The 15179-nt window shown below is 72.4% G+C and carries 15 protein-coding genes and 1 pseudogene; 3 read left to right on the forward strand and 13 right to left on the reverse strand.

Features of this window, described 5'->3' with window-relative positions:
* Positions 1–75: 75 nt before the first annotated feature.
* From J2S66_RS14580 to J2S66_RS14590, 3 genes and pseudogenes are all read right to left on the reverse strand, one after another.
* Positions 76–615, reverse strand: a complete 540-nt coding sequence (locus J2S66_RS14580; protein WP_310307570.1) for an NAD(P)H-dependent flavin oxidoreductase — start codon at positions 613–615, stop codon at positions 76–78.
* A gap of 259 nt (positions 616–874) precedes the next feature.
* Positions 875–1045, reverse strand: a pseudogene (locus tag J2S66_RS14585) (nitronate monooxygenase); the annotation flags it as partial.
* Between the two features lie 126 nt (positions 1046–1171).
* Entirely contained in the window at positions 1172–2113 is a 942-nt protein-coding gene (locus J2S66_RS14590) for a DMT family transporter (RefSeq protein WP_310307571.1), read from the reverse strand.
* 115 nt (positions 2114–2228) lie between these two features.
* Here J2S66_RS14590 and J2S66_RS14595 point away from each other — a divergent pair, with 115 nt between their 5' ends.
* Entirely contained in the window at positions 2229–3101 is an 873-nt protein-coding gene (locus J2S66_RS14595; protein WP_306744586.1) for a LysR family transcriptional regulator, read from the forward strand.
* 34 nt (positions 3102–3135) lie between these two features.
* On the opposite strand, the gene J2S66_RS14600 is transcribed toward J2S66_RS14595, so the two are convergent.
* The 10 genes from J2S66_RS14600 to J2S66_RS14645 all read right to left on the reverse strand — a co-directional run bounded on the left by J2S66_RS14600 (position 3136) and on the right by J2S66_RS14645 (position 12297).
* Entirely contained in the window at positions 3136–3990 is an 855-nt protein-coding gene (locus J2S66_RS14600; protein ID WP_310307573.1) for an alpha/beta fold hydrolase, read from the reverse strand.
* Complete coding sequence (locus tag J2S66_RS14605) at positions 3987–4775, reverse strand: alpha/beta fold hydrolase (protein WP_310307575.1); 789 nt, start codon at positions 4773–4775, stop codon at positions 3987–3989. Before J2S66_RS14605 ends, J2S66_RS14600 begins: the two co-directional genes overlap by 4 nt.
* 43 nt (positions 4776–4818) lie before the next feature.
* The gene (locus tag J2S66_RS14610) at positions 4819–6426 is read right to left on the reverse strand and encodes an AMP-binding protein (RefSeq protein WP_310307576.1); all 1608 of its coding nucleotides are present in this window, start codon (positions 6424–6426) and stop codon (positions 4819–4821) included.
* Entirely contained in the window at positions 6423–7088 is a 666-nt protein-coding gene (locus J2S66_RS14615) for an iron-containing redox enzyme family protein (RefSeq protein WP_306744590.1), read from the reverse strand. The genes J2S66_RS14610 and J2S66_RS14615 overlap by 4 nt, the downstream gene beginning before the upstream one ends.
* On the reverse strand, positions 7085–7804 hold the full coding sequence (locus J2S66_RS14620) for a hypothetical protein (RefSeq protein WP_310307578.1): 720 nt from the start codon (positions 7802–7804) through the stop codon (positions 7085–7087). Before J2S66_RS14620 ends, J2S66_RS14615 begins: the two co-directional genes overlap by 4 nt.
* Before the next feature lie 11 nt (positions 7805–7815).
* A complete protein-coding gene (locus J2S66_RS14625) occupies positions 7816–8382 on the reverse strand; it encodes a carboxymuconolactone decarboxylase family protein (RefSeq protein ID WP_306744592.1) in 567 nt (188 codons plus the stop codon).
* Between the two features lie 13 nt (positions 8383–8395).
* On the reverse strand, positions 8396–9985 hold the full coding sequence (locus J2S66_RS14630; protein ID WP_310307579.1) for a tryptophan 7-halogenase: 1590 nt from the start codon (positions 9983–9985) through the stop codon (positions 8396–8398).
* Positions 9986–10033: 48 nt separating this feature from the next.
* The gene (locus tag J2S66_RS14635) at positions 10034–10747 is read right to left on the reverse strand and encodes a GNAT family N-acetyltransferase (RefSeq protein ID WP_310307580.1); all 714 of its coding nucleotides are present in this window, start codon (positions 10745–10747) and stop codon (positions 10034–10036) included.
* Between the two features lie 137 nt (positions 10748–10884).
* Positions 10885–11835: a ParB/RepB/Spo0J family partition protein gene (locus J2S66_RS14640; RefSeq protein ID WP_310307581.1), complete on the reverse strand. Its 951-nt coding sequence runs from the start codon at positions 11833–11835 to the stop codon at positions 10885–10887.
* A gap of 183 nt (positions 11836–12018) precedes the next feature.
* Positions 12019–12297 carry a hypothetical protein gene (locus J2S66_RS14645; protein WP_306744596.1) on the reverse strand — a complete coding sequence of 93 codons (279 nt, stop codon included), beginning with the start codon at positions 12295–12297 and terminating at the stop codon, positions 12019–12021.
* 218 nt (positions 12298–12515) lie between these two features.
* Between J2S66_RS14645 and J2S66_RS14650 the strand changes: the two genes are divergently transcribed.
* Positions 12516–12836 (forward strand): hypothetical protein, encoded by a 321-nt coding sequence (locus tag J2S66_RS14650; RefSeq protein WP_310307582.1) that lies wholly within the window; start codon positions 12516–12518, stop codon positions 12834–12836.
* A gap of 1045 nt (positions 12837–13881) precedes the next feature.
* Positions 13882–15177: an MFS transporter gene (locus J2S66_RS14655; protein ID WP_310307583.1), complete on the forward strand. Its 1296-nt coding sequence runs from the start codon at positions 13882–13884 to the stop codon at positions 15175–15177.
* The last annotated feature ends 2 nt before the right edge of the window (positions 15178–15179 follow it).

A 15179-nucleotide genomic window follows, 5' to 3' on the forward strand; every position in this document is an offset into this window, starting at 1 on the left:
CAAAATGATGACAATACCCGAAGAGCTGTAACGATCCGTGAGATGAATGAGAGTCATTCAATGTATGAGCCATCTTCATCCGGCGCAACCGCGAGACAATTCGTGGACAATCGACGCGGCGGGTTCGGCGGTCGTCCCGATCAACCCGACCCCCTGGCCCGCGTACATCGCCATGCCCTCGACGTCCCCGACGTGGCCGACGACCGGCACGAGGTCGGCGTAGCGCCGGACCGGTCCGAACGAGGCGTGCTCGGCGACGACCTCGCCCTCACCGGGGCGCGCGCCCGGACCCGGCCGGCCCGCGTCCTCCCAGCGGGTCAGCGTGGTGTTGCGCAACGCGCGGTGCGGCGCGTCGGGCCAGCCGTCGCGGAACACCCCGGTGTGCACCGCGTCCTCGGCGGTGGCCGCCCGGAGCCGCTCGCGGTACCGGGGGTGCGTCCCCGCCTGCTCGGCGACCAGGAACCGGGTGCCGACCCACACCCCGCACGCGCCCAGCGCCACCGCCGCCCGGACGCCCCGCGCGTCGCATATCCCGCCGGCGGCGAGCACCGGGACCGGCGAGATCCGGTCGACCACCGCCGGCACGAGGGCCAGGGTGGACGTCGTGCCCCGCACGTGCCCGCCCGCCTCCCAGCCCTGCCACGACCACGTCGACGCCGAGGTCCGCCGCGACGCGCGCCTCGGCCACGCTCCCGGCGGTGTGGACGTGCAGGGCCTCCGCGGCCTCGATCCGCCCGCGGTAGGGCGCGGGGCTGCCCCAGAACGTGGAGACCACCGGGACGCCGTGGTCGAGGACGAGGGCGAGCCGCTCGTGCTGCGGCCGGTCGAGGACGAGGTTGACCCCGAAGGAGCGCGACGTGAGCCGCCGGACGGCGTGGATGCGGCGGCGCAGCTCCGCCGGGGACGACCACGTGCCCGGCAGGAACCCCAGCCCGCCCGCCTCGCCGACGGCGGCGACCAGTTCCGGCGTGCAGGCGTTCCCGATCGGGGCCTGCACGACCGGGACGTCGACGCCGAGCCGCCCGCGCCACCCGGCCCCGGTCACGACCGGCGCCCTCCGCGCGTCGCGGACACCCGCCGGGAGCCGCCCGGCGCGAGCGGCGCGGGGAGGGGCGCCCGGGCCGCGGCGGTCACGGTCGACCGCCGCGGACGGGCGGGTCGGCGACCGGCGCTACGCGCGCTGCGCCGCCGCGGCGGTCCGGCCGCCGGTGCGCATCCGGGTGACGAGGATGCCCGCGATCACCAGGGCCGCGCCGACGAAGGTGTTCCAGCTGACCGGTTCGGACAGCAGCACCGCGCCGATGGCCGTCGACCACAGCGGGATGACGTAGGTGACCGTCGACGCGGCCGTCGGGCCTGCGTGTCGGATGACCTGGAGGTTCAGGATGTACGCGACGCCGGTGCCCAGCGCGCCCAGCACGAGCAGCGCGATCGCCGCGCCCCAGCCCGGCCAGGTCGGCGCCACGCCGACGGCCGCCGTGACCACGGCGAGCTGGGCGGTCGCGCAGCCGATCTGGACCGTCGACAGCGCCGCCACCGAGCCCGGCCGCTGCGAGAAGAAGCGCCGGGCGTAGGCGAACCCGGCCCCGTAGCACGTGGTGGCGGCGAGGCAGGCCAGCCCGCCGACGAGGGTGCCGCCGGCGATCCCGCCCCACACGCCGAGGATGACCAGCACCCCGCAGAAGCCCAGGACCAGCCCCGTCGCCTTGGTCGCGGTCAGGCGCTCGTCGCGGACGAGCATCACGACGAACAGCATGGTCAGCAGCGGGGTGGTGGCGTTGAAGATCCCGGCCAGCACCGAGTCGACGTGCTGCTCCCCGTAGGCGAACAGGGCGAACGGGGCGGCGTTCAGCAGCGCGGCGACGACCAGCGCGTGCCCCCACGTGGCCGTGTCCCGGGGGATCGCCAGCCGCTGCACCGCGCACACGACCAGCAGGGCCAGCAGCCCGAACAGGCAGCGCCACAGGGCCACCCACAGGGGGTGGACGCCGGCGTCCACCCCGATCTTGATCAACGCGAAGCTCGATCCCCACAGCGCGGAGAGCCCGATGAAGCTCGGCAGCCACCGCGCGGTGTCGCCGTGCGCCGTCACGGGCGCCGTCGGCGTGGTCATGTCGGATGTCCCCTCTGGCGGCGTCCGTCCCTTCGGGATGCCGCTGGGGGCCATGGTCACCAGTCGGGCATCATGAGTCCAATGAGATTCGCTTGAATCCCCATGAGGATATTTCATGAGCATCGGAATTCCCCAGATCAGGGCCTTCATCGCCGTGTCGGACACGGCGAGCTTCTCCGCGGCGGCCGCGCAGCTCGGCATCAGCCAGTCGGCGGTCTCCCACGCGATCGCGTCCCTGGAGCGCGCCACCGGGCGGCAGGTCCTGATCAGGGGGAACCCGGTCCGCCCCACCCTGCTCGGCGAGCGGCTGCTGGTCCACGCGCGGATGGTGATGGCGTCGATGACCTCGATGGAGGACCTCGCGCACCACCACGACAGCGGGCTGCGCGGCAACCTCGTGCTGGCGGCTCCCCCCACCGTCTGCCACGGCCTGCTGCCCGGCCTGCTCGACCGCTGGCGCGTGGAGTTCCCCGGCATCTCGATCTCGCTGTTCGAGGGCGACGACGACGAGGTCACCGGCTGGCTGACCGGCGCGAGCGCCGACCTCGCGGTCGTCGTGGACCCGGCCGGCACGCCGCCGGGCGCGGTGCTGCTGGCCGAGGACCGCTTCCACGCGGTCCTGCGCACCGACCACCCGCTGGCCGAGAGCGGGGCGGTCGACGTCACCGACCTGGAGGACGACCCGTTCCTGCTGTCGCTGGGCGGCTGCGAGCGCCACATCCAGGAGTTGCAGCGGAGCAGCGGGGCGCGGCTCAACGCGGTCCACCGGGTGCGCCAGCTCGGCACGCTGTTCGCCATGGTCCGGGCCGGCATCGGCGTGTCGATCGTGCCGGGCCTGGCCGCCGGGATGGAGGGACCGGACCTCGTGCTCGTCCCGCTGGTGCAGCGCATCAGCCGCGAGCTGATCCTCACCGGTCCCCGCAACCGGCCCTGGCACCCGGCCACGGGCGCGCTGCTGGCCTCCGTGGAGCAGCAGCGCGCCGCCTGATCCGGCCGGGTGGCGGCGGAGCGGAGCGCGGTCGTCACGCGGCCTCGGCGAGGAAGCCGGTCACGGACGCGGCGACCGCGGCGGCGGCCTCCTCCTGGGGGAAGTCGCCGCACCCGGGCAGCAGCACCAGCCGGGAGCCGGGGACCAGCTCGGCGAACCGGTGGCCGGTCGACGGCGGCACGAGCCGGTCGGCTGCCCCGAAGAGCAGCAACGTGGGCACGTCGAGCCCTTCCAGCGGCCCGGCGAGCGCGTCGAACGACTCGCCGTAGCTCAACCGGACGCCCAGGGCGAACCGCGCCATCTCCGCGCCGCGGGCGCGGAACTGCCGGTGGTAGGCCCGGACGGCGGCCGGATCGGGCCGGTGGTCGGGGCCGTGCGCGGCGGCCCACTTCGCGGCGAAGACCCGGTAGGGGAACAGCCGGGCCAGGACCGGGCCCAGCACCGGCCGGGCGAGCGCGCGGTACAGGCCCAGGTTCGCGGCCCCCTCCCCCAGCGCGCCCGCCGCCAGCACGACGAGCCGGGAGACCCGGTGGGGGTGGCGGGCGGCCAGCCACGCCGCCAGCGAACCGCCCATCTGGCTCCCCACGACCACCGGGGCGTCCAGCCCGAGGGCGTCGAACAGCTCGACCAGCAGGTCCGCCGCGCGCGCCGCCGTCCACCCGCGGGCGCGGGGCGCGGGCGACCGGCCGCAGCCGGGCAGGTCCACCAGGACCACCCGGTGCCGCTCGGCCAGGGCCGGGTGGACGTCGCGCCAGGTCGTCGCCGAGGTCAGGAACCCGTGCAGCAGCACGACCGGCGGACCGTCGGCCGGTCCGACCTCGTAGACGTGCACGTCCGCGTCGCCGAGCCCGACCACGCGGCCCTCGCCGAGCGCCCGCGCCCCGATCACCGGGCCGCTCCGAACACGTCGACCACCAGGTCGTTGAACAGGCGCGGCGCCTCGACGGGCGGGATGTGCGCGGCGGGCAGCAGCTCGACCCGCGCGCCCGGCACGAGCCGGCCCAGCTCCTCGGTCAGCACCGGCGGGAAGAGGATGTCCTCGGCGCCGCCGACGACCAGGGTCGGGCAGCCCACCTCGCCCAACCAGGCCCGGCTGTCGTGCTCCAGCGCCTGCGCGTAGATGCTGCCGAGCGCGGCCACGTCGTACTGGTCGAACATGGCCCGCCGCAGGGCCGCCTCGCGGCGGGCGAGTTCCGGTGCGCCCGCGGCGGAGAAGAGCATGCTCTTGAGCACCTCCCAGAACCCGGCGAGGTCGCCGCGCTCCAGGAAGCCGTTGAGCATGCGCAGCAGCAGGAGCGTCGGGCCGTGCGGCGCCGCGAAGGTGGCCACCAGCCCGAGGCCGGTCAACCGGTCCGCGTGCTTGGCCGCGAAGTGCTGGGCGACGAGCCCGCCGTGCGACATGCCGACCACCGCGGCCCGGTCGACGCCGAGGCGGTCGAGCAGGACCGCGAGGTCGTCGGCGTGCTGCGCGTTCGTCGGGTGGCCGGTGTCCGACGGCGAGTCGCCGAAGCCGCGCATGTCGTAGGTGAGGACGTCGAAGTGCCGGCTGAGCACGGGTACCTGGCGCAGCCAGCCGCCTGCCAGCGTGGACAGGAGCACCAGCGGCGGGCCGCTCCCGCCGCGCCGGTAGCCGATGGCGCCGCCGGTCACGTCGATCCGTTCCACGATCTCCACTCCGTTTCCCGACCCGGCGAGCCCGGGTGCGCGGTTCGTCCGGTCAGTTCGCCCGTTCCGCCTGCGCGTCGAGGCGCCGGTGGGCGGCCGGTGCGCCGTGGACCCGGTCGATCACGTGCCGGCGCGGTTTGCCCGTCTCGGTGAGGCAGCCCTCCTCGACGGTGGGCATGCGGTCGACGACCGCGTAGGACCGCACCCGCTCCCAGGGGTGCAGGCCGCTGTTGACGCGGCGCAGGGCGGCGGCGACGTCGTGGTCGGCGGGCACCTCGTCGGGCTCGAAGAACAGCAGCGCGCCCAGCCGGCCGTCGGCGCCGGGCGCGACCTGGCACAGCCCCGCCCCGGCCGCTCGGGCCACCGCGGTCTCGATGGGGGTGACGAAGACCTTCTCGCCGCTGGGCAGCACGATGAAGTCTCGCAGCCGCCCGAGCACCCGCAGGAACCCGTCGGCGTCGAACTCGCCGACGTCGGCGGTGGGCTCGAACCGGTCGGGCTCCCACCGCTTCGGCTCCACGCGACCGTCGACGAGGCGGCCGTGCAGGAACGGCGTCGGCGTGCGGACCAGCACCTCCCTGGTACCGGGGTCGAGCCGCACCTCGCCCCACGGGATGGGCCTGCCCACGGTGCCGGGTCGGCGGGCCTCGGGGGTGTTGAGGCCGATCATGCCCAGCTCGGTGGTCCCGTAGACCTCGAAGACCGGAAGGTCGGCCGCGAGCAGCTCGGCCATCAACGCCGGGTCGGTCGGCGCGCTGCCGACGAAGATCGACCGGATCGCCGGCCCGAAGATCGACCGGTAGGCCGCCGCGGTCGCCCCCGGCTCCGCCTGCCGGCCCTTGAGCGCCTTCGAGACCCGCCACCGGACGTGCTCCAGCACGCGCGGGACGGTGACGTGCAGGGTGGGCGCGTGCGCGGCGCCGTCGGCCGCCATGTGCGCCGGGTCGGACAGCACGAAGTCCAGGCCGGCCCGCAGTCCCCAGTAGAGCATCATGCGCTGGGGCAGGTGGGACAGCGGCAGGTACAGCAGCAGCCGGTCGCCGCGCCCGAAGCCGTAGATCTCGGCGAACCGGTCCATCGTGCGCAGCAGGGGGTCCGCCGCCACGGTGAACAGCTTGGGCTCCGAGAGCGTCCCGCTGGTGGAGACCACGGTGAACGGCCCCGTGCGCGGCTGCGGCGCCCCGTCGCGCGCCGCGGGGCCGGCCCGCGACACCAGCTCGGCCACCGACTCGACGCCGTCGGGCGCGGTGTGGCCGAGGAACAGCACGTCGAACCCCGCCGCGCGGAACGCGGCGACGGCGTCGGCGTTGTCGGTGAGGACGGTGCGGCAGCCGCTCTCCCCGGCCACCGCCACCGCCCTCGGCACGGGCGCGCTGGGGTACAGCGCGACCGACAGCGCCCCGACCAGCACGCAGGCCAGGTCGGCGAGCACCCACTCGTACCCGGTCGAACCGTGCACGGCGACCTTGGCGCCGGGACCGACCCCCCGCTCGCGCAGCGCCGCGGCCAACCCGGCCGCGTCGGCCCGGCACCGGGCGTGGCTGACCCGGTCGGGTTCGCCGCCACGGCGGAAGACCAGCGACGAGGTCTCGTTGCCCGCCAGGGCGTCCAGCACGGCGGGCAGCGGGCAGACCTGCGGCGCCGTGGTCGCCGTGCTCATGCGCTGACCTTCGCTTCGCTCATCGCGTCGCTGAACAGCTGCCCGTAGGCACGCAGGGTGTAGGTCCAGGTGGTGACCATCAGCTCGTAGCGCTGGTCGGTGGTGGCCGCCCGGTTGAACGCCTTGCGCACCATCTCGACGTGCTCCTGGTCCTCCTCGGCGTGCACCTTCAGGAAGGTCAGGGCCCGCTCGGCGAACGGGTAGGTCACCATGGCCGCGGACACCCTGGGGCCGAGCATGGCGCCGAGCCCCTCGGTCGCCGCGGCGAAGCCCAGCAGCGCGGCCGGGTCCTTCATCGAGACCGCCCAGTGGTTCTGCCCGACCATCGTCCAGGTGCCCAGGCCGGGCAGGCCCGCCAGGTAGGTGTCGGTGTCGTAGCCGAGCCGGCGCAGGTCCTGGACGCACAGCCGGTCGTGGTGGCGCTCCTCGATGGCGAGGTTGAGGAAGAAGTCCTGCAGCCAGCCCTCGGCGCTGCGGGACGCCGCCGCCGACAGGAAGTACGGCGTCTGGGTGACCAGGTGGAAGGTCTCCCGCAGGTAGGCCGCGTACACGTCCTCGGTGAGGTCGCCGCGCAGGATCGTGTCGATGAAGGGGTGCTCGACGACGTCCTTCCGGAGCGTCCCGTCCGTCTCCGCGAGCGCCCGCTCGTAGGGAGTGGTCATGCCGCGTCCTCCTTGATCCCGATCTTGGACATCACGTCGTCGAACCGCGCGCGCGTCCGGTCGAGGTAGTCGTCGGAGACGAACCCCGCGTCCATCGCCCAGGCGATCGACTCCTTGAGCTGGCCGCCGAGGTAGCCCTCCATGTGGTCCCGGTACCACTTGCAGTGCTCGACGGCCCGCTTGCGGGCCTCGGCGTTGTCGTCGAGCACCTGGTTGGCGACCGTGATGCCGAAGGCGACGTGCCGCCGCTCCTCCCGCTCGATGCGGTCGAACTGGTGGAAGTACGGCGTCTTGCTGCGCGCGAGCTGGTACAGCTCCTCCATCGCCAGCACGCCCTCGGCGTAGAGGTTGAGCCCGATGAGGACCTCGATCTCGTCGTCGCTGTAGAACAGCTTGGCGAACCGGTCGCCGATGTCGTCGATGCGGTAGGCGTCGTGGTCGAACTCGTGCCAGGGCTGGCCGAGCTTCTCGACGCCCTCGCGGAACAGCCGGGCGTGGACCACCTCGTCGGCCGCGTGCCTGATCAGGTAGTTCTTCTCGCGCAGCCCGCGGCGGCGCGGCAGCCAGCGCGCGCACAGGTCGATGATGTCCAGCTCGGAGTAGTAGAAGTTGACGTAGACGGTGAGGATGAGGTCCCAGGCGTTGCGGCCGTACTTCTCCAGGATCTCGTCCTTGAGCGTCATCGACGGGTCGCGCTCGACGGTCGTGCCGGTCATGCCACCCTCCTTCACGTGGTGGTGGGCTGCGGTGCCGCGGCGTCGAAGACGCTCTCGACATCGATGGACAGTGCTTTCAGGAACCGGCTCGTGAGGTTGTAGACCCCGATGGCGAGGACGATGTTGACGATCTCGTCGTCGCCGAACGCGGCCTTCAGCTCCGCGCGGAGCTCGTCGGTGACGCCGTCGGGGTCGCGGGTGAGCACGTCCGCGGTCCTGAGGATCAGCGCCTCGCGCTCGTCGAAGGCCGTGCGGATGCTCGCCAGGTCCCCGACGGCGGAGATCTGCGCCTCGGGGACGCCGGCCCGGCGCGCGGACGCCGTCATGTGGGCCACGCAGTAGGTGCAGTCCTGCGCCTTCGCCGTGCCGAGCGCGGCGAGCGCCCGCAGCCGCGCGCCGATCGTCGGGGACCGGTAGACCTGGGCCCAGAACGGCACGAACACGGCGAGCAGGTCGGGGCAGTGCGCCATCGCCCGCAGGATGTTGGGCACGAACCCGTACTCGCGCCGCACGGACTCGAACAGCTCCCCGACGGCCGGGGGGACGTCGTCCCCGTCCAGCAGGTCGACCATGGCCATGTCGCGTCCTCCCTCACGCCGACCGGTCGGCGGGCACCAGCAGCCGGTGGCTGACCGCCTCGTGGACCAGGCTCTGCGCGGCCTCGCGGTCGTGGGACCCGTCGCGGACGAGTTCGTCGACCAGCTCGACGCTCGTGTGCCCGCCCCCGGCGAGGGACAGGAGCCGTTCGAGGGCCTCGGTCACCGGCAGCGTCGCCCCGGTCGGGGTCACCAGGGACCGGGCCGGCCGCAGGTGGACGCCGTCGACGGCCAGGTCGTCGACGTAGGTCACGTCCGGCGAGGCGACGAGCGACTGGTGCGGGTCGACCCCCACGCCGGTGGACTTGCCGTCGAAGATCTGCTCGATCGTGTCGCGCAGCTCCGCAGGCACGTCGAGCTGCTGCAGGTAGCGGCTGTACCAGGACCGGTGCTGGAAGGCGCCGGCGATCAGCGAGATGAACGCCTGCTCCGGTTCGGCGTCCGGGACGTCGAACTGGCTGCGGGCGTGCCAGAAGTAGGAGTCCTTGTCGTCGCCGTGCCCGCTGTAGAGGAAGTAGACCTGGGCGCGCAGGCGCGCGAACTCCTTGCGGTAAGCCGACTCGTAGAAGCCCAGCACCTCGGCCCGGTCCATCTCCGGCCGGTCGAGCACGGTGTTCACGGTGACCGCCGCGAGGAACCCGCTGAGCATGGCCAGGTGCACGCCCGTGGAGAACAGCGGGTCGATGAAGCACGCGGCGTCGCCGACGGCGATGTAGCCGTCGCCGCTGAACCGGTCGTAGGCGTACGACCAGTCCCTGGCCACGTGGATCTTGTCGGCGCGCTGCGCGCCCTCCAGCCGCTTCGCCAGTTCGGGCGTGCGGGCCAGGCACTCCGCGTAGTACGCCTCCATGCCGAGTCCGCGGTTCTCCTGCACGACCTTGCTGTCCACGACCATCCCGATGCTGGTGCGGTCGTCGCGCAGCGGGATGAACCACCACCACCCGTCGCCGAACGTCGGCAGGAAGGTGTTGCCCGCGTCCAGGCCCGGCGGGCGCTCGGCGCCGGTCCAGTACGACCACACGGCGAGGTTCTTGAGGTACGGGTCCCAGTTCTGCTGGTGCAGCCGCTTGGTGACCAGGCCGCCCTGGCCGGAGGAGTCGACGATCCACCGGGTGCGTACCGTGGTGCTCACCCCGGCGGCGTCCTGGAAGGTCACCGTCGAGACGCCGTCCGCGCCGAGGGCGAAGTCGGTGACCCGGTGCTCTTCCCGCACCTCGGCGCCGTGCTCGCGGGCGTTGTCCAGCAGCAGCTTGTCGAACTCGCCGCGCTCGACCTGGTAGCCGTAGTCGTACGGCATGGCCAGGGCGTCCTTGAAGTAGACGGTCCAGGGCTCCCGGTTCTCTCCCCACACCCACTCGACGCCGTGCTTCTTGATGTAGCCGTCGCCCTCGACCCGGTCGAGCACCCCGATCCGGTTCATCAGCTCGGCCGTTCCGGACAGCAGCGACTCGCCGATGTGGTAGCGGGGGAACTTCTCCGCTTCGAGGATCAGCACGCGCTTGCCGAAATCGCTGAGCAGGGTGCCCGACATCGATCCGCCGGGCCCTCCTCCGATCACCACGACGTCGTAGAGGTCAGGTTCCACGGGTGCGGTTCTCCTTCACGTCCGGATCGGCCGGTGTCCGCCGGTCGATCAGCTGTAGACGGCGATGTTGGTGTCGGGCTCGATCAGGTAGCGGTAGAAGGGGTTGGTGCTGCGGAACGGCCGCGAGAACAGCTCGCCGAGCTCCAGGAGCAGGGCCACGCTGCGATCCGGTTCGTCGAGCTCGCTGTCGACGAACTCGATGCCGGTCTCGGTGAAGCCCAGCGCCAGCAGCGGCGCCATGGGCGTGGTGGAGGTGTTGAGGAACAGGTCCGCGACGATGTGCGAGTACCCGTGGCGCAGGCACCAGTGCAGGCAGCCCTTGACCAGGGCCGCGAACACGCCGTAGGGCATGCCCGGCGCGCGCCGGTTGCGGTACTCCCGCATGACCATGAGCCGCTGGCACTCGACCAGCCGCCGGTCGTCGACGCGCAGCGCGTCGATGCCGGTGAACTGCTCGATCGGCAGCCCTTCCGGGGTGTCCACCACGAGCCGCATCGTGCCGACCGGGTGACCTTCCGCAGCGGCGATCAGGTATGCGGAATTGGGGTGGTAACGGTCCTTGTGCAATGCCGGGGCATCGGCGGGGAGCCAACCGTGCTCACGACCGTATACCTCGCGCCACACGGTGTCGACATCATCGAAATCGGATTCGACAGTGGCCAGGCGTATACCGGAACCACTGGGCACGGGCGCGCAGTCCTCGACGAATCGCCACAACAAGGTGGTCTCCGAAGGTGGGAGGAGATGTGCTTTCCGGATCATTTCTCGGCCTCTGCGGCCTGCTTTTCCGGAGCCTAGGTGCGGACAATTGAACGTGTCAACGAAGGGACGGTCCGGCGGAAACGGCGCGGGACGGTCCCGGTGAGCCGCCCCTCACCGGGACCGTCGGCCGGGCCGCCTCAGGACACCCCGGCGCTCTGCCTCGCGATGCGGTCGGCGAAGTCGAGCCACGTCCTGGCGCACTCGCCGGCCAGGTGGGCCACCGACTCCACCCGGTGCGGCGGAACGGTCTCCAGCAGCTGCTCCCACTCCCGGATGCCGACGAGGTGCAGGTGCAGCAGCCGGAGCAGGAGGCGCCCGCTCTCCGTCATCCGGAGCGAGGGGTCCTGGCACAGGAGCCGGTACGTGCGCTTGAGCTGCTCGATGTCGCGGTTGTGGCGGTCGACGTCGCGGTTGTGGCGGTCGACGTCGGCCGAGCGGGACCTCGCCTCGGGGACGAGCGCGGTGGCCGGGGCGGCCCCACCCGCGCCGCCGTCCTCGCCGGGACGCGCCTCGGGCCGCGCCCGGGGGAGCCGTGGTCCGCGCACCCTGCCGTCCCGCCCGATCCGGGCCGTCAAGTGAGGAAGTTCCTCAGACGAGCGCCGGATCGCGCCGACCGTCTTCGGCGAGAGGCCGACCATGCCGGCGATCATGCGGTCCGACCACTGCGCGTGGAGCCGCAGGATGCGGGTCGCCGCGGCCCTGCGGTCGGCCAGCGACAGCGGCAGGCCGTGCGAGACGTTCGACCGCACGGCCTCGACGAACGCCTCGTCCTCGTCGCCGCGGAAGAAGGTGACCTCGATCGTCTTCCGACCGCGCAGCTTCGCCGCGGCCAACCGGTGCATCCCGTCGACCACCCGCATGGTGGTGTGGTGCACGACGATGGGGGGCAGTTCGACGTCCAGTCCGGCCAACAGCTTCACGTGCTCCGGAACCTCCCCCGCGAGCCTCGGCGAGTCGGCGTCCCGGATCACGTCGATCGGGAGGATGTCCACCCGCGCCCCGCGGGGCGGTCGCCCCTGGCGCGGGTCGGAGGGGGGCTTGCCGTCCCCGGTGCTCCCCGGGTCGTGGTTGGCGTTGCGCACTTCCACCTTTTCCCACCTCGAAGCTACGAGCGCCCACCGGTCCTCCGCCGCGGCCGGTTGCCGCCCCGGCGCCACCGGGGGCGGTGACGGGCACTGCCGTGGTCGCGAAGCGGCCCGCCGCGCCTTCCGGCACCGCGCCCACCCCGCTCGTATCCGCGTGACGTGCTCACACGCCGCAGGTCGTGGCGATCAGCCGGCCCGCGGCCCGGCGCGGCGGTGCACGCCGACCGAGCAGGAGATGGGCGTGCCGTCAACGCGGCTCACCTCCAGCGCGGCGCCGAGGTCCCGGACGGCCTCGTCGCCCAGCACCAACTCGATGTGGTCGCACTCCTCCGGCGGGGCGCCGGGCGGACCGAGGACCACCCGGAACGAGACGCAGTCGTCGTGGTCGCGGTACACCAGGATGAACCCGTCGACGAGCCCGGCGACGACGGACCTCGGCGCGTCCGTGTTGTTTGCCGTGTTCATTTCCCCCCTCATGACCCGTGTGAGGGCGTGGCGGCACGCCTGCCTGACACATCGCGAAACATTTCCGACACCGGGGTCGCAAAACTTCTCGTGTCGCCGGGGTGTCGGCTCCCGCATGGGGGAACCACGTGTTGCCCGTGGTCAGCCACGGTTGAACGATTATGTCGTACCAGAGTACGTGAGGCGACGTCATTGAGGCCCGCGGACTCTTCACTCAGATGGAGGAAAGCAAGTGCGGCACTATTCCACCCGAAGGGGATGATGTGATGGGCGGACTTCGGCCGACTTTTCACCGCAGCGACCGAATCGACGCCGAGAAGGTGACATACATCACGACCGAGGCGCTGCCGCGTTCTGGCGAAACCTCGTTGTTCGACGATTCCGACCAGGCGGGAGGGACCTTTGGGCAGCGTCCGCCGCAGGTCAGCCGGGTGCACCGCGATCGGGCAGGACACCCGATGGCGTCAAGTGGCCTTCGCGTCCGGCCGAGCCGAATTCGCGGAACATGCCCGATCATCATGGCGGTGGGCCGGTCATGAATCGAATTCCACGCTTGTCCCGCCGGCAGGCGGTCGGGACGGGCCGCGCGGGACCGGTCCGTCGGGTGGCAACCGGTCGACGATCATGCGCACCCGGTCCGCTCCCCCGTCCCGGCGGACTGCGCGCTTCCCTCAGCGACACGCTCCGAAATGGCGCCGGAGGTCGGCCGGAGAACGCGGGCGCCCTCTCGCGCCGCACTTCCCGCGAGGCGGGTCGTCGACCGCGGTCCGTTCCCGGGCGGTGCCGACGCGCGCCCCGCCGGGCCACCGCGGCGGTGGACCGGCACGCCCCGGCCGAGGCCCGCGGTTCAGGACCTGCGTCAGGTCTTCCCAGCGGCTGGGTACACCGGCGCGCGGGAGGTAACGACCGGTGTCGGCGTTCCGCTGGTCACGCGACCGGGCTTCAGGAGCCACGACGCAGGGCAACGGAGTTCGTCGGCACCGACCTGACCGGGATGCCCGTGGCCCCCCAGGACGAAGGCATCACGTGACCCGCGGCGCGGGATCGGCGGCTCACCGACGCGAGCCCTGCTCCACCACCGAGGGTGGACGCGCTACGCGGCTCGCCTGCCGCATCCGCTGCTGCCTGACGTGCCGGTGTTGTGGGACGAGGAATCCGACGGGAACGCCTTCCCCGCAGCCGGCACCGGCGCCCGGGTCCCGGGGCGGCTGCGCGGCGACCGGCGCACGACGCTCCTCATCCGCCTCGGCGACGGCTCTCGCCTGTCGGGATCGGCTCCGTGGAAGTCCTACCGCACGGTCACGACCCTGACGGGTGCCGCCGCCACGCACCGGTATCGCCGGCGACCACCCCCGGACAACCGGACGTGCCACCGATTCCATCGGCCGCCTGCACGAACATTCCGAAATCAGGTTCCGCACCCATGCGGAATCTATTTCGAAGATTCCGGCCCAAGCCGACCCGCATTTGTCGGTCACAGGCACGACTTAATAGCGCATGGACGCCTCGGACGTGATTTGACGGATTCGACGGAACCCGAGAGGATCGGCCACGCTTCACTTCACCTAGCGACAGGGGGATGTTTTGACCTCGGGATTCCTGAGCCGGTTCGTGGTGGACGTGAGCCCGCTCCGGGAGCGGCGGGACTACCGGCTCGTCTTCGCCGGCTACCTGATCTCGGTCCTGGGCAGCCAGATGGCCACGGTCGCCGTCGCGTACCAGGTCTACGTGCTCACCGGGTCGTCGTGGATGGTCGGTCTGCTCAGCGTGGTGGAGCTGGTGCCGCAGGTGCTCGGCATGCTGTTGGGCGGGGTGGTGGCCGACCGGATGGACCGGCGGCGGCTGTTGCTGGTCCTCCAGTGCGTGTCGGTGTTGACCTCCGGTGGGCTGGCGATCGTGGCGTTGGGGGCCACCACTCCGCTGGTCGGGGTGTTCCTGTTGGTGGCCGTGCGGGCGTTGCTCGGTGGGCTGACCGCCCCGGCCTACACGGCTCTCAGCGCGCGGGCCGTCGGGCCGAGGCTGTTGCCCTCCGCGGCGGCGCTCAACGCGATCGTCATCCAGGCCGGTGTGTTCATCGGGCCCGCGATCGGCGGTGTGCTGATCGGCTCGGCCGGGCTGCCCTGGGTGTACCTGGCGGACATGGTGAGTTTCGCGGTGTTCGCCGTGCTGCTGGTGATGACGAAGCCCGCGCCGCCCGAGCGTTCCGACGCGCACGGCGACGTGGGGCTGCTGGGTATCGGTCGGTCCCTGGTACGCGGCCTCAGGTTCACCAAGGACCAGCCGATCCTGCGCGGGGTCATGCTGATCGACCTCAACGCCATGGTGTTCGGGATGCCCCGGGCGTTGTTCCCGGCGTTCGGCACGGCCGTGTTCGACGCCGGGCCGGAGAGCGTCGGCCTGCTGTACGCCGCACCGGCGGCCGGCGCGTTGCTGGCGGCGTTGGGCAGCGGTTGGGTCGGCCGGGTGCACCGGCTGGGGCACCTGACCCTGTACTCGGTCGCGGCCTGGGGTGCCGCCATCGCCGTTTTCGGTCTCGTCACGTCGTTCCCGATCGCGTTGGTCGCGCTCGCCGTGGCCGGGGCGGCCGACGTCGTGTCGGAGATGTGCCGCAGCACGCTGGTGCAGCGCTCGGTCCCCGACGAGCTGCGCGGACGGGTCAGCGGGCTGTGGTTGGCCCAGACGAACGCCGCGCCGCGACTCGGTGACGCCAGAGCAGGCGCGATCGCCAGCCTGGCGTCACCGGCGTTGGCCGCGCTCTCCGGTGGGCTGCTGTGCATCGTCGGCGTCGTCGTGTGCGCCTGGCTGCTGCCCGACCTGCGCAAGGCCGTCAACACCGAGCACGACCCCGAACCCCGGCCGACCGAACCCGCGCAGGAGTGAGC

Source organism: Saccharothrix longispora, assembly GCF_031455225.1.
In the GTDB taxonomy this organism is placed as follows: domain Bacteria; phylum Actinomycetota; class Actinomycetes; order Mycobacteriales; family Pseudonocardiaceae; genus Actinosynnema; species Actinosynnema longispora.

Bases quoted from the DNA above. Each gene is read 5' to 3' on its own strand.
- J2S66_RS14590 (WP_310307571.1), bottom strand. From the start codon at position 2,113: ATGACCACGCCGACGGCGCCCGTGACGGCGCACGGCGACACCGCGCGG.
- J2S66_RS14595 (WP_306744586.1), top strand. From the start codon at position 2,229: ATGAGCATCGGAATTCCCCAGATCAGGGCCTTCATCGCCGTGTCGGAC.
- J2S66_RS14610 (WP_310307576.1), bottom strand. From the start codon at position 6,426: ATGAGCACGGCGACCACGGCGCCGCAGGTCTGCCCGCTGCCCGCCGTG.
- J2S66_RS14615 (WP_306744590.1), bottom strand. From the start codon at position 7,088: ATGACCACTCCCTACGAGCGGGCGCTCGCGGAGACGGACGGGACGCTC.
- J2S66_RS14620 (WP_310307578.1), bottom strand. From the start codon at position 7,804: ATGACCGGCACGACCGTCGAGCGCGACCCGTCGATGACGCTCAAGGAC.
- J2S66_RS14625 (WP_306744592.1), bottom strand. From the start codon at position 8,382: ATGGCCATGGTCGACCTGCTGGACGGGGACGACGTCCCCCCGGCCGTC.
- J2S66_RS14635 (WP_310307580.1), bottom strand. From the start codon at position 10,747: ATGATCCGGAAAGCACATCTCCTCCCACCTTCGGAGACCACCTTGTTG.
- J2S66_RS14645 (WP_306744596.1), bottom strand. From the start codon at position 12,297: ATGAACACGGCAAACAACACGGACGCGCCGAGGTCCGTCGTCGCCGGG.
- J2S66_RS14650 (WP_310307582.1), top strand. From the start codon at position 12,516: ATGGAGGAAAGCAAGTGCGGCACTATTCCACCCGAAGGGGATGATGTG.